This is a genomic window from Mesorhizobium sp. B2-1-3A, from assembly GCF_006442655.1.
GTDB lineage: Bacteria > Pseudomonadota > Alphaproteobacteria > Rhizobiales > Rhizobiaceae > Mesorhizobium.
This window is the reverse complement of the sequence record NZ_VFWK01000001.1, coordinates 1008383-1021405: the sequence shown is the minus strand read 5'-3', so window position 1 is coordinate 1021405 and position 13023 is coordinate 1008383. Positions and strand designations below refer to the sequence as shown.

The 13023-nt window shown below is 63.9% G+C and carries 11 protein-coding genes; 1 reads left to right on the top strand and 10 read right to left on the bottom strand.

All coding sequences use genetic code 11. The features are described from left to right. Nucleotides 1–5: 5 nt before the first annotated feature. The 7 genes from FJ977_RS05070 to FJ977_RS05045 all read right to left on the bottom strand — a co-directional run bounded on the left by FJ977_RS05070 (nt 6) and on the right by FJ977_RS05045 (nt 8103). Nucleotides 6–1985, bottom strand: a complete 1980-nt coding sequence (locus tag FJ977_RS05070) for an ABC transporter permease subunit (RefSeq protein ID WP_140769107.1) — start codon at nt 1983–1985, stop codon at nt 6–8. Beyond that, complete coding sequence (locus FJ977_RS05065) at nt 1982–3061, bottom strand: glycine betaine/L-proline ABC transporter ATP-binding protein (protein ID WP_140769105.1); 1080 nt, start codon at nt 3059–3061, stop codon at nt 1982–1984. Before FJ977_RS05065 ends, FJ977_RS05070 begins: the two co-directional genes overlap by 4 nt. A 78-nt stretch (nt 3062–3139) precedes the next feature. After that, a complete protein-coding gene (locus FJ977_RS05060; protein WP_140769103.1) occupies nt 3140–4114 on the bottom strand; it encodes an ABC transporter substrate-binding protein in 975 nt (324 codons plus the stop codon). A gap of 27 nt (nt 4115–4141) precedes the next feature. Next, complete coding sequence (locus tag FJ977_RS35700) at nt 4142–4297, bottom strand: hypothetical protein (RefSeq protein WP_181179603.1); 156 nt, start codon at nt 4295–4297, stop codon at nt 4142–4144. 250 nt (nt 4298–4547) lie between these two features. Further along, nucleotides 4548–5312 (bottom strand): SDR family oxidoreductase, encoded by a 765-nt coding sequence (locus tag FJ977_RS05055; protein WP_140769102.1) that lies wholly within the window; start codon nt 5310–5312, stop codon nt 4548–4550. 93 nt (nt 5313–5405) lie between these two features. Beyond that, nucleotides 5406–6275, bottom strand: coding sequence for a DUF427 domain-containing protein (locus FJ977_RS05050; RefSeq protein WP_140769100.1), 870 nt, complete (start codon nt 6273–6275; stop codon nt 5406–5408). A 172-nt stretch (nt 6276–6447) separates the two neighbouring features. Continuing rightward, entirely contained in the window at nt 6448–8103 is a 1656-nt protein-coding gene (locus tag FJ977_RS05045) for an ABC transporter substrate-binding protein (protein ID WP_140769098.1), read from the bottom strand. A gap of 115 nt (nt 8104–8218) precedes the next feature. On the opposite strand from FJ977_RS05045, the gene FJ977_RS05040 reads away from it, so the two are divergent. Continuing rightward, nucleotides 8219–9121, top strand: a complete 903-nt coding sequence (locus FJ977_RS05040; RefSeq protein WP_140769096.1) for a LysR family transcriptional regulator — start codon at nt 8219–8221, stop codon at nt 9119–9121. A gap of 37 nt (nt 9122–9158) precedes the next feature. On the opposite strand, the gene FJ977_RS05035 is transcribed toward FJ977_RS05040, so the two are convergent. From FJ977_RS05035 to FJ977_RS05025, 3 genes are read right to left on the bottom strand one after another with little or no spacing between them, the layout of a single operon-like run. Next, nucleotides 9159–11201, bottom strand: a complete 2043-nt coding sequence (locus tag FJ977_RS05035; RefSeq protein WP_140769094.1) for an ABC transporter ATP-binding protein — start codon at nt 11199–11201, stop codon at nt 9159–9161. Next, nucleotides 11194–12072, bottom strand: a complete 879-nt coding sequence (locus FJ977_RS05030; protein WP_140769092.1) for an ABC transporter permease — start codon at nt 12070–12072, stop codon at nt 11194–11196. Before FJ977_RS05030 ends, FJ977_RS05035 begins: the two co-directional genes overlap by 8 nt. After that, on the bottom strand, nt 12069–13022 hold the full coding sequence (locus tag FJ977_RS05025; RefSeq protein ID WP_081294671.1) for an ABC transporter permease: 954 nt from the start codon (nt 13020–13022) through the stop codon (nt 12069–12071). The genes FJ977_RS05030 and FJ977_RS05025 overlap by 4 nt, the downstream gene beginning before the upstream one ends. Nucleotide 13023 lies beyond the last annotated feature (1 nt).

The following is a 13023-nucleotide window of genomic DNA, read 5'->3' as shown; positions in this document are numbered from 1 at the left end:
CTGCCCTATCCCAGCCTTGCCCGCGCTTTCGCCGTCCAGGCGTTGAACAGCCGGTCGGCGACGATGCCGATGAAGGCTATTGCGAGGCCCGCGACAATGCCACGGCCGGAATCGGCCTTGGACAGCGCGATGAACACCTCCTGGCCGAGGTCGCGCGTGCCGACCATGGCGCAGATGATGATCATCGCCAGCGCCATCAGGATGGTCTGGTTGACGCCGAGCATGATCTCCGGCAGCGCCAGCGGCAATTGCACGCGAAAGAAGGTCTGGCGCGGCGTGCAGCCCGACACCTTGGCCGCCTCGATCAATGCCGGCGACACCTGCCTGATGCCGTGATTGGTGTAGCGGATGGCCGGCACCACGGCGAAGGCGATGGTTGCGATCATGGCGGTGACGTCGCCGACCCTGAACAACATCACCACCGGAATGATGAAGCAGAAGGACGGCAGCACCTGCAGCGTGTCGATGATCGGGGTGACGATCTTCTCGAAGCGGTCGCTGCGCGCCGCCATCAGTCCGATCGGGATGCCGATCAGGCAGGCGATGAAGGCCGAGATGCCGCAGAGATAGACAGTCGCCATGGTTTTTTCCCACAGCCCGGTGACGGCGCAGAAGGCGGTCAGTGCCGCGACCAGGGCGGCAAGGCGCGGACCTGAGAGCTGATAGCCGGCGAGGCCGAGCAGGAACACCGCCCCAAGCCATGGAAAGCCTTCACAGAAGGCACGCAGCGGGTTCAGCACGTTGAGGATCAGCGCCACGCGAAAGGCTTCGATCGCATCGAAGAAGTTGATCGTCACCCAGTTCACCGCCGCCTTCCACAGCGGCGCGGTGGTGAAGGTGATGGCCTTCGGCACCGCCGCGAAAGCCGGCACGAACAGGCCGAGCAGCGTGGTGACGGCAAGGATGGCGATGGCCAGCGTCAGATTGGGGTAGCGCCGCCAGAAGCTCGGGTTCGCCGCCTGATGAACATAGCCCTTTGCCTGCTTGTGCGCGATGGCCTGGCTCAGCCGGTCGAGCGCGATGGCCAGCGCGACGATGGCGAGCCCGGCTTCCATGGCCTCACCGACCTTCAGCGCGCGCAGCGCCAGAAGCACATCGTAGCCGAGGCCGCCGGCGCCGATCATCGAGGCGATGATCACCATGTTCAGCGCCAGCATGATCACCTGGTTGACGCCGACCATCAACGTCGGCCGCGCCGAGGGCAGCAGTACCCGCCACAGTTTCTGCCGCGCCGTGCAGCCGGCCATGTCGCTGAATTCGCCGATCTCCAGCGGCACCCGCGTCAGGCCGAGCATCGTCGCCCGCACCATCGGTGGCGTGGCGAAAATGGCGGTGGCGATCATCGCCGATACCGGGCTGTTGCCGAACAGCAGCAGCATCGGGATGAGGTAGGCGAAGGTCGGGATCGTCTGCATCAGGTCGAGGGCAGGGGAGACGATCAGCCTTTCCGCCCAAGGCTTGCGCCAGGCCCAGATCCCGGCGAACAGGCCGGTGACGATGCAGAACGGCACGGCGATGGAAATCAGCGCCAGCGTCAGCATGGCGCTGGTCCATTGGCCGAACAGCGCGATGTAGAGGAAACAGCCGCCGACCAGCAGGCTGAGTTTGCGACCGCCCACGGCATAGCCGGCGAGGAAGGCGACAGCACACACCCCGACCCAGGACAGGCGTGGCAGCGTGAAGGCGTCCGCGCCGTGGCCGATCTTGAAGTTCTTGGCGAGCAGATTGAGCGCGAAGTCGAGCGGCACGCCCAGCACCGCGGTGATCGAGCGGGTCAGCCACGACAGGTTCGACTTGATCCAGCCCATCAGCGCGCTGACCCAGTCTGCGACGGGGACGATCGCGTTGGCCGGATAGTTGACAGCCCAGGGAACGCTGTCCTGCAGCAGGAACACCACCAGCACGGCGGCAAGTGCCGCCGCCCAGACCAGCAGCCACCGCTGAAGCGGTGGCCTCGGCTCGCTGGCGCTTGCCGTCACCGTCATGCGCCGGTTCCCGCATGTTCGATGCCGGCCAAAAGGTCGATCACCGCTTGCGGTGTGACTTCACCGATTGGCTTGCCGGTGCCGTTGACCACCGCGAACGGCTTGCCGGCGGAAACGATGCTGGCGGAAAAACTGGCGATCTTGGCCTCCGGCGCCACCGTCCCGCCATGCTCCGTGCCGTCGCAGGCGCGCATCAGGCTGCGCGCCGAGATCACCTTGGCGCGGTCGACGTCGCGGGTGAATTCGGCGACATAGTCGGTCGCCGGATTGACCACCAGTTCTTCCGGCGTGCCGGTCTGGATGACCTCGCCGTCTTTCATGATGGCGATACGGTCGGCGAGCCTGATCGCCTCGTCGAAATCATGGGTGATGAAGACGATGGTCTTGTGCAGCATGGTCTGCAGCCGCATCAACTCATCCTGCATCTCGCGGCGGATCAGCGGATCGAGCGCGGAGAACGGCTCGTCGAGGAACCAGATCTCCGGTTTTGTCGCCAGGCTGCGGGCGATGCCGACACGCTGCTGCTGGCCGCCGGAAAGCTCGCGCGGATAGAAATGTTCGCGGCCACGCAGGCCGACGAGTTCGATGACCTCGCGGGCGCGCGCCTCGCGTGTCGGCCGGTCCTGGCCCTGAATGCTGAGCGGAAAGGCGATGTTGTCCAGCACGTTGAGGTGGGGCAGCAGCGCGAAGTTCTGGAACACCATGCCCATGCGATGGCGCCTGAGTTCGATCAGTGCCGCGTCGGAAATCTTCAGCAGGTCCTTGCCTTCGAACTCGACCTTGCCGTGGCTCGGCTCGACCAGTCTCGACATGCAGCGCACTAGGGTCGATTTGCCGGAACCCGAGAGGCCCATGATGATGAAGATTTCGCCCTGGCGGATTTCGAGGTCGACGGCCCGCACCGCGCCGACCAATCCGGCGGCCGTGACATCGGCCAAGCTGGCCTTGCCGTCGTGCTCGCGGATGAAACTGGCCGCGTTCGCGCCGAACAGCTTCCACACATTGCGGCAGGCAAGTTTTACCGGGCGGTCATCCGTGCCCGGTCGAGCCGACCCCTGTTCAGTCCTGTCCGTCATCCAATCGTCCTTCTGGAACATCAAGATTTGAGACCCGGCCGATCAGACAGCCGGGTCTCGCTTTTCCAGTCGAAACGATTACTGCGCCCAGGCTTTCCAGTCGGCTTCGTGCGCAGCGATCCAGGCGGCGGCGACGTCCTCCGGCGTCTTGCCGTCAAGGTCGATCTCGCCGCTCATCTTGTTGAGTTCGTCGGTGTCGATCGTATAGGCCTTGGCAACCTTGTAGGCGACCGGCCATTTGTCCTTCATGCCGTTCCAGGCATATTTCCAGATTTCGCCATGCGGCTTGCCGCAGTCATACTTGGCGTCTGGGTTCACGCCCCATTTCGGATCGTTGTAGCACTCGGGCGTGTATTCGGGGAATTGCACCCATTCGCCCTTGTATTTGGCCGGCGCCCAATGCGGCGAATAGATCCACAGCATGATCGGCGCCTTGCGCTGATAGGCTGAATCGAGTTCCGCGAACATCGCCGCGTCGGTGCCGGCGTGGATCACGGTGAAGGGCAGTTTCAGCGCCGCGACGCGCTCGTCGTCAAAGCCTTCCCAGGTCACCGGACCGCCGAGATAGCGACCCTTCGGTGCAGTCTCCGCCGTCGAGAAGGCCTCGGCGCATTTCGGGTCCTTCAGCGCTTCCCAGTTGGGCAGGCCCGGGCATTTCTCTTTCATGTATTCGGGAAACCACCACTCTTCCTTGGCTTTCGGTCCGAGCTTGCCGAGACGTTCGGTCTGGCCGGTCGCATCGGAGGCCTTCATGGCTTCGCCGGCGGTGGTGTCCCAGAATTCCAGGCCGACATCGAGGTCGCCATTGGTCAGGCCGGTGGTCAGGCTGGAGAGGTAGTCGGCGGTCGGGTATTCAACGGTATAGCCGAGCTTTTCCAGGATGCCGCCGAGGATCTTGGCGTTCAGGTTGACGCTGGTCCAGTCGAACAGCGCGATCTTGATCGGGTCGTTGGATTCGGGTGCGGCGGCCTGGGCGATCGGACTTATTGCGCTTGCCGCGGCAAGGGCCAGGGCTCCCATCGAGAGTTTCGAAATCACACTGCGAAATGGCATTGCTTGTTCTCCTTCAAGCTGTGACGGTTATCGGTCGTTCCCTTCTTGCGTCTTTTCTTGATTGTTCCCGAAAGGCTGGTCGTTGCGCAAGACCGTTGCCGCCACGTCGCGGCTGAAGCCGGCGCAGGCGAAATGATGCTGAATTTCGGTGACGGTGGAATATGCCGGGAAGGTCAGCGTCATGGCTGCCGATGCATCGCCACGACTGCGATCATCTGCGGATCAATTGCCAGTCTTGCGGCGCCCTGCAAGGTGCGAGCCATCAAGGTCCCATGATCTCGGCTACCGGCATGGCGAGCCCCGTCTCGCCAACCGTTTCATAAGATGAAATTATATATACCAACGTTCATCTCGCGCAACGACTAACGCTTCGCTGATGCACAATTTCAGACTGCAGGCGAAGGCGAGTCCGATACGCCGCCGTTGAATAGTTCTACCAGCAGACGTAGCCGCCATCGACGATCAGATCGAGGCCGGTGACGAAGCTCGACGCGCGGCTGGCCAGGAACACCGTCGGCCCGACCATTTCCTCCGGCGCGGCCATGCGCCCCATCGGCGTGTCGCGCTTGAAGATCTTGATCTCCTCAGCCACCTCCGGCCGCTTGTTCATCGGCGTCAGCGTGTAGCCGGGACTGACGACGTTGACGCGCAATCCGCGATCGGCCCACTCCATGGCGAGGCTCTTCGACATGTGGATGACGGCGGCTTTCGAGGAGTTGTAGTGCGCCTGCGTCAGCCCCCGGTTGACGATGGTGCCGGACATCGAGGCGATGTTGATGATCGAGCCTTTGCGACGCGCCAGCATCTTGCGGGCTTGTGCCTGGCAGGACAGGAACACGCCGGCGACGTTGACCTCGTGCACCTTCTGCCATGTCTCCAGCGACAAGGTCTCGGACGGTTCCGAACCGGCGATGCCGGCATTGTTGACGGCGACGCTCAGCGCACCGAGTTCGGTCTCGACGCGATCGATTGCCGCCGCCAGATCGCTCTGCGAGGTGACCGTGCCGGTCAGCACCAAAGCCTTGCGCCCAAGTGCCGTGATCCGGTGCGCGGTTTCTTCCAGCCCGCCTTTCGATGCATGACCGAAACAGGCGACGTCGGCCCCTGCCTCAGCCAGTCCGATCGCGATTGCTTGGCCAATGCCGCTGCCGGCGCCGGTAACCAGCGCGACATCGCCGTCCAGCTTGAAAAGATCCATCGATAGCCCTCCCTGCCATAGGGAAGGTATGCGCGGAGCCGCCTTTCGATCAAGCGGTCGGCGCGCAAGCCGACAAGGGAGGGCGGGCGATGCCTAGAAATAGCCGCTCGAGGCAGCCGTGAATTCCTTCGGGATCTCGACGCCGTCGACCAGGATCTTGTCGACCAGTTCGTGGTGGAAGCAGACCAGGCCCTTGATGCGCTCGGCCTCGTGCACCGGCTCGGGATAGTACCAGACGAGGTTCTCGTGCCGCTTCTTGGGCGTCGTCACGTGATAGTAGTTGGAGATGCCCTTGTAGGGGCAGCGCGAAATGTAGCGGCTGGGCGTAAGCATATCGAGCCGCGTGTCGGAGATCGGCAAGTAGTGGCGCACCGGGTGGCCGGTTTCGAACAGGAAGACGCCACGGCGTGAATCGGCGACCTGCTCGCCGTCGAGGATGACCTGCACCCGCCGCGACGACGGCAGGCAGTCGACCCGGCGGAACGGATCGCGGGCATGGACGAAAATCTCCTCGTCTTCCTCATACCAGTGCGTCATCTTGGGCCAATAGAAGGACATGTAGTCCGACAGGTCAGGCGATCCTTTGACCGGATCGAGATAGCGCCATGCGGCATCCTCGACCAGCGTGATGCCGGTGTTCAGCGAATAATGCGTGGCGACGCCCTTGAACGGGCTCTCGGTCGTCGTCGTGCTGGGCAGCAGGAACTCCTCGCGCACATCGCTCATCGGGAAGTAATAGACCGGCAGATGGTCGGATTCGTAGAGCACCAGCGCCTTGGTCGTGTCGGCGACGATCATCGATCCCACCTGCACGCGCAGCCGCTTCTGCGTCGGCATGGTGAAAGCGACATAGCCGGGTTCCGACTCATACTGCACGATAGTGTCGAGCAGGGGGAAATGCGGTCCGCGACCGCGCAAATGAGGCTTGCGAATGGTAGTCTCCCGTTTCTTTTCTTTTGTCATCGAGCGTTGGCGCAAAGCGAGATGAACCTGGATTGAGCCATGGTGTCTGAGGGTTTCCGGGCGGCGGGTTTCTCTTGCATCGAGCGGCTCGAGCGATGGCCCCCCATCGCTCTTTGCAACCTGCCAGGGCATAGCCTCACCGCCCGAAACGCAGAATTGTCCAATCCAGCCTCTATCCCAGCGATACGCGATCGAGCAGCAACCCGGCGGCGATAGGCGGCAGGCCGCTGACATTCTTGCGCACCGGCACCAGCAGATCCGGGAAATAGCTGAAGATCACCGGCGTCTCGTCGAGCAGCAGTTTCTGGATGTCGGATGCCGCCGCGCGCTGCGCACCGATGTCGAGCGCCTTGAGATAGCTCGTGACCATGCCATCATAGGCCGGGCTCTTGAAATGCGCCGCGTTCCACGGGCCGTCGCTGACCAGCGGGCTCTTGAGGAAGACGTTGGGCACGCTGCGGTGCGCGTAGTCGGTGATCCCGAGCGGGCTGTCCAGCCAGTCCGACTGGCCGAACACCGCCTTGCCGTAATATTTGTCCTGGTCCTCGATGTTGAGCGCGATGCGGGCACCGATCTCCTTGGCGAAGTTCTGGAACAGCTGCGCGTAGCCGGGGATGTCGGAATAGCGCAGCGTCGTCAGGGTCATGTCGAAGCCGCTGGCGAGGCCGGCCGCTTCGAGCAGTTGCTTGGCCTTGGCGATATCCTGGACGCGTTGCGGCACGGATTTGTCGGTGGCGGGAAAGGCCGGCGCGAACGGGCTGTCATTGCCTGTCGCCGCCATGCCGCGGCAGAGGCCGTCGACCAGCTTGGAACGGTCGATGCTGAGCGCCAGCGCCTGGCGCACGCGCTTGTCGGTGAACGGGCCGGTGTCGCAGCGCATGTGGAGCTGGCGGTGCGCGGTCGAGGCGACGCGCAGCACGGTGATGTCGGGGTTGTTGAGCACCACCTGGCTGACATCGAGCGGCACCGCGTCGAGGACATCGACTTCGCCGGCCTGCAGCGCAAGGATGCGCGGCTGCACGTCGCCGTAGAACTTGAATTCGAGCCGGTCGGGCAGCGCCTTCTCGCCCCAATAGTCCTCGTTGCGCACGAAGGTGGCGCCGACCTTCGGCGTGTAGCTCTCCAGCCGGAACGGGCCGGTGCCTTCAAAGGTCTTTTCGTAGTCGCCCTTGTAGCTCGCCGGCAGGATGACGGCGTTGTAATTGTCGATCGACACCGAATAGGGAAAGCTGCCGTTCGGTTGATCGAGATGGAAGGCGACGGTGTGGTCGTCGACCTTCTGCGTGCCGCCCTTCGACAGCAGGCCCTTGAACACCGAAAGCGCGTTCGAAGCACCGTTGGGATCGGCCAGCCGGTCGAAGGTCGCGACCACGTCGTCGGCCTTGAAGTCCTCGCCATTGTGAAATTTCACGCCCTTGCGCAGCTTGAAGGTCCAGACACTGCCATCCGCGTTCGGCGACCAGCTTTCCGCCAGCACCGGCTTCAAGGTGAGATCCGGTTGCGTGACACAGAGAAATTCGGCGGTCTGGAAGACCAGCTGGTAGCTGCCGCTGTCATAATAGGTGACGGGATCGATGGCGCCGCCCGGCGTGGCGACGCCGGCGCGCACCGTGCCGCCCGGTTTGCCCTCGGCGCGGGCCTTTTGCGTGCCGAGGCCGGCAGCGGCGACAAGGCTGCCCAGGAATGGCAGGGAAAGGCCGAGAACGCTGCCATGGCGCAGGAAATCGCGGCGGTCGAGCCTGCCGGCCAGCAATTCGTCGACAGCGGAATTTTCGATTGCCGTCAGATTTTTGCGGGCGGCGTCGATTGTCACGAAAGGCCTTGGCATGGCTGCATTCCTCGCTTGCCCTCGGGGGATCTGCCATTTAGGTCATTGTTGACCGCGACCGGAAAGCGATATTTTTTGATAGGGGTCATCGAAATTTTCGATGCGAGGTGTGGCCATGGATACCGAGAACCTGCGTAGTTTCCTGGAAGTCGCCGAACATGGCAGCTTCACCGTCGCGGCCAGCCGGCTCAACCTTGCGCAGTCCACCGTCAGCGCGCGGATCAGGGGGCTGGAGGAGCAGTTGGGGCGCCGACTTTTCGTGCGCGACCGCGACGGCGTCACGCTGACGCCGGCCGGCCGGCAGTTCCTGCCGCACGCCTCTTCCATCACCCGCACCTGGGAGCAATCGAGGCAGGATATCGCAGTTCCCGATGGCTATGACAGCCTGCTGCGGCTGACAGCACCCGCCTATCTGTGGGAGCGCATCACTTCGCCATGGGTGGAGTGGATGCGCGCCAGGCGGCCGAATGTGGCGCTGCGGCTCGAAGGCAGTTTTCCGGATCTGGCGATCGACCAACTGGCGGAAGGCCTGCTCGACATCTGCATCCTCTATCTGCCGCGCCCGCATCCCGGCATCGTCTATGAGACGCTTGCCGTCGATCAGGTCGTGCTTGTCCAGCACGCCGCGCAGACGAAGCCATGGACCGAAAACTACATACTGATGGATTGGGGGCTCGAATTCCGCATCGAGCATGACCGCGCCTTTGCCGATATGGTCAAGCCGGCCATTTCAGCCGGGCTGGTCTTCATAGGCCTTCAGCACGTGCTGTCGCAGCAGGCGGCGGCCTATCTGCCGCTCAGCGCCGTCAGCGGCCATGTCGAACGCGGGGAAATGCGGCGCATCGACAACGCGCCGGTGTTCCAGCGGCCGATCTACCTTGCCTATCCTTCCAATCCGGTTTCGTCTGATGTGCTGGATGTCGCACTGACGGGTTTGCGTGCGTTGGCCAAGGATTGGGCCAAAGGCCAGGGCTTTTCGGAAGGTGAACGTTCGCTCGGCATGGCCGGCCAGGTGTAGCCGGCCGGCCCATGCGGTCATCTGCTGCGATGTCACGCTACGCCGGTTCGGCCACGAGCCGCTTCTGCAGCCTTGCCAGCTCCGCATAGGGGATATGGCAGCGGATGGAATGTCCGGGCTGTGCCTCGGCCAGTGGCGGCTCCTGTTGCTCGCAGATCGGGCCGATCTTGCGCGGGCAGCGCGTGTGGAACACACATCCCGAGGGCGGGTTGGTGGCGCTGGGGATTTCACCGTCGAGCCTGATGCGTGCCGTCTCGGTCTGGTCGAGCTTGGGCACGGCAGACAGCAGCGCTTCGGTATAGGGGTGATGCGGTCCGGAGAAGACTTCCTCCGACGGCCCAATCTCCATGATGCGGCCGAGATAGAGCACGGCGATCTTGTCGGAGAGGTAACGCACCACGCCAAGGTCGTGCGAGATGAAGATGTAGCTGACATCCTCCTTGGCCTGCAAATCGGCGAGCAGGTTGAGGATCGCCGCCTGGACGGAGACGTCAAGCGCGGAGGTCGGTTCGTCGCAGACCACGATGCGCGGATCGCCGGCGAAAGCACGCGCAATGGCGACGCGCTGCTTCAGCCCGCCTGAGAGCTGGCGCGGCTTGACGGCCAGATGCCGATCGGTGAGGCGTACCGAGCGGACGAGGTCATCGAGGCGCGCCTCCTGCGCCTTGCCGGAGAGGCCAGCCAGCCGCTTCAAGGCGCGGCTAAGGATATGGCGGATCGAATGCGAGCGATTGAGCGCCGAGTCCGGGTTCTGGAAGACGATCTGCATCGCCTTGACCTGGTCGTCGCCACGGTTCTCCAGCTTCGGCGCCAGCGCCTTGCCCTCAAGCTCTATGCTGCCGCCATCGTCAGGCGGCACAAGGCCGAGCAGCAGCCGGGCGAAGGTGGTCTTGCCGCTGCCGGATTCGCCGACCAGCCCCAGCGTCTCGCCGGGCCTCAGATCGAGCGAGACATCCTTGACGGCGCGCAAGGGATGACCGTGGCTGGCATAAGTCTTGTTCAGCCCGGCGACGCGCAGCACCGGTGCGGTTGCCGGCTTGGGCGCTGCCGCCACATCGCTCGGTGTGGCACGTGGCAAAGCTTGCGCCTTGTCGTGATGGAAGCAGCGCGACAGGCGCTTGCCTCGCTCGTCGCTCAGATCATAGAGCGGCGGCAATTCGGTGCGGCAGCGGTCGTCCGCCAAGGCACAGCGGTCGGCGAAGGCACAGCCTTTGATGTCCGCGCCGATACCCGGCAGGAAGCCCGGAATGGTGTCGAGCCGCCCCTGGTCCTTGCGCTGGCCGCCGCGCGGCAGGCAGCGCAGAAGCGCGACCGTATAGGGATGGCGCGGATCGTTGAAGACGACATCGGTCGGTCCTTCCTCGACCAGCATGCCGGCATAGAGCACGCCCACCCGGTCGCACATGTTGGACACGACGGCGAGGTTGTGGCTGATGAACAGGATCGAGGCCGACAGCTCCTGCCTGAGCTGCACGATGAGGTCGAGCACCTCGGCCTCGACCGTCGCATCGAGGCCGGTGGTCGGTTCGTCGAGGATCAGCATCGAGGGATCGTTGGCCAGCGCCATGGCGATCGCCACACGCTGCTGCATGCCGCCGGAGAGCTGGTGCGGATAGCGCTGCATGACACCCGGCGGATCGGAGATGCGCACCCGGTTCAGCATGGCGATGGCGCGATCGGTGGCCGCCTGGCCCGTTATGCCGCCAAGCTCGAAGATCTCGGTCAACTGACGGCCGATGCGGATCGACGGGTTCAGTGCCTTGCCTGGATCCTGATAGACCATGGACACGCTTTCGGCCCGCGCGCGCCGCAAGGCCTCGGCATCGAGCTTCATCACGTCCTGGCCGTCGAGCGAGATCGCGCCGCCCGATATCGAGCCGTTTCTTGGCAGATAGCGCACGACGGTGAGCGCGACGGTGGATTTGCCGCAGCCGGATTCGCCGACCAGCCCGTAGGCCTCGCCTTGCCCGATGTTGAGGCTGAGATTGCGCAGCACGGCGCGGTTGCGCCCGGCCACCCGGTAGGCGACCGACAGATCGGTGAGTTCGAGCGCGTTTTGCGCCTTCGCGGAGTTAGTCATTGAGCGCTCCATGAACGCCGTCGGCCACAAGGTTGACACCGATCACCAGCGAGGCGATGGCGAGCGCGTCGAACAGCACCGTCCACCAGAAGCCGCCGCCGATCATGCCGTAATTGCTGGAGATCGACAGCCCCCAGTCGGGTGAGGGCGGCTGGATGCCGAAGCCCATGAAGGAGAGTGTCGCGACCGCGAAGATGGCGTAGCCCAGCCGCACGGTGGTCTCGACCAGGATCGGCGGGATGACGTTGGGCAGGATCTCGACGAACATCGTGTGGAAGGCGCTCTCGTGCCTCAGCTGCGCGGCAGCGACGTAATCGAGTTCGCGCTCGGCCAGCACCGCCGAGCGCACGGTGCGGGCGATGATCGGCGCGAAGCTGAGCCCGATGACGACGATGACGGTGGCCTTGGAGGTGCCGAGCGCGACGATGGCCAGCAGCGCGACGATGACCACGGGGATGGCCATGAAGGCTTCCAGGATGCGGCTGACGACATCGTCGACAATGCCGCGGAAATAACCGGTGAGCAGGCCGAGTGCCGTGCCGGCAACCGTCGCCAGCAAGGTCGCCAGTGGCGCGACGGTGAGGATGTCGCGCGAGCCGACAATGACGCGCGAGAAGACGTCGCGGCCGATCTGGTCGGTGCCGAACCAATGTTCGGACGAAGGCGGCGCCAGCGCGTTGATGATGTCGTCGGCAAGCGGGTCGTAGGGTGCGAAGTGCTCGCCGAAGAGCGCGCAGGCGACCCAGAACAGCACGATGAAAAGGCCGACAAGGAATGTCCGCGAGCGCATGAGCGAGAAGAAGACTTCCGCGAGGGGACTGCGCCGGCGCGTGCCGTCCTGTGGGGGAGAGGTGATCTGCACGGCGCTCATTGGTCTGACCCCAGCCGGATGCGTGGATTGAGCACGGAATAGAGGAAGTCGGCGATCAATGTCGCCACGGCATAGACGATGCCGATGGTCAGGATTCCCGATTCCAGCATCGGAAAGTCCTTGCCGCGCGCGGCGGTGAAGATCAGCGAACCGATGCCCTGGTAACGGAACAGCGTCTCGATCACCACCAGGCCGCCGATGAGATAGCCGGTCTGGGTGGCGATGACGGTGATGGTCGGCAGCAAGGCATTGCGCAGCACATGGCGCCAGATCACCGTGCGCCAGGGCAGGCCCTTGAGCACCGCCGTTCTTGTATAGTCGGAATCGAGCGCCTCGATCATGCCGGAACGCGCCATGCGCGCGATATAGCCGAACAGCACCAGGAACAGCGGCAGCGACGGCAGGATCAGGTAGTAGAGCTGCGTGAAGAAGCCGGCATCCTTGGGCCATGCCGCCGAGATCGGCAGCCAGCGCAGCCACACGCCGAAGATCAGGATCAGGATGATGCCGGTGACGAACTCCGGCAGCACTGTCACCGACAGGCCGCCAAGGCTGATGATGCGGTCGAGCGGGCGGTTGAGGTTGAGCGCGGCCACGACGCCGCCAAGAATGCCGATCGGCACCACCAGCACGAAGGCGACCGCCGCCAGCTTCATCGAATTGCCCAAGGCATCGATGACGAACGGCGCCACCGGCGAGCGGAAGATGTAGGACGTGCCCATGTCGCCGCGGACAAAATTCCAGATCCAGGTCGCATATTGGGTGAGCAGCGGGCGATCGACGCCCAGCGTATGATTGAGAGCGTCGACCGCGCGCTGGTCGGCAAACGGTCCAAGGATCGCACGCCCGACATTGCCGGGCAGCACCTGGCCGCCCAGGAACACCATGATGCTGAGCAGGAACAGCGTCACAAGCGACAGGGAAACACGCCGGGCAAAGAAGGAAAGAATG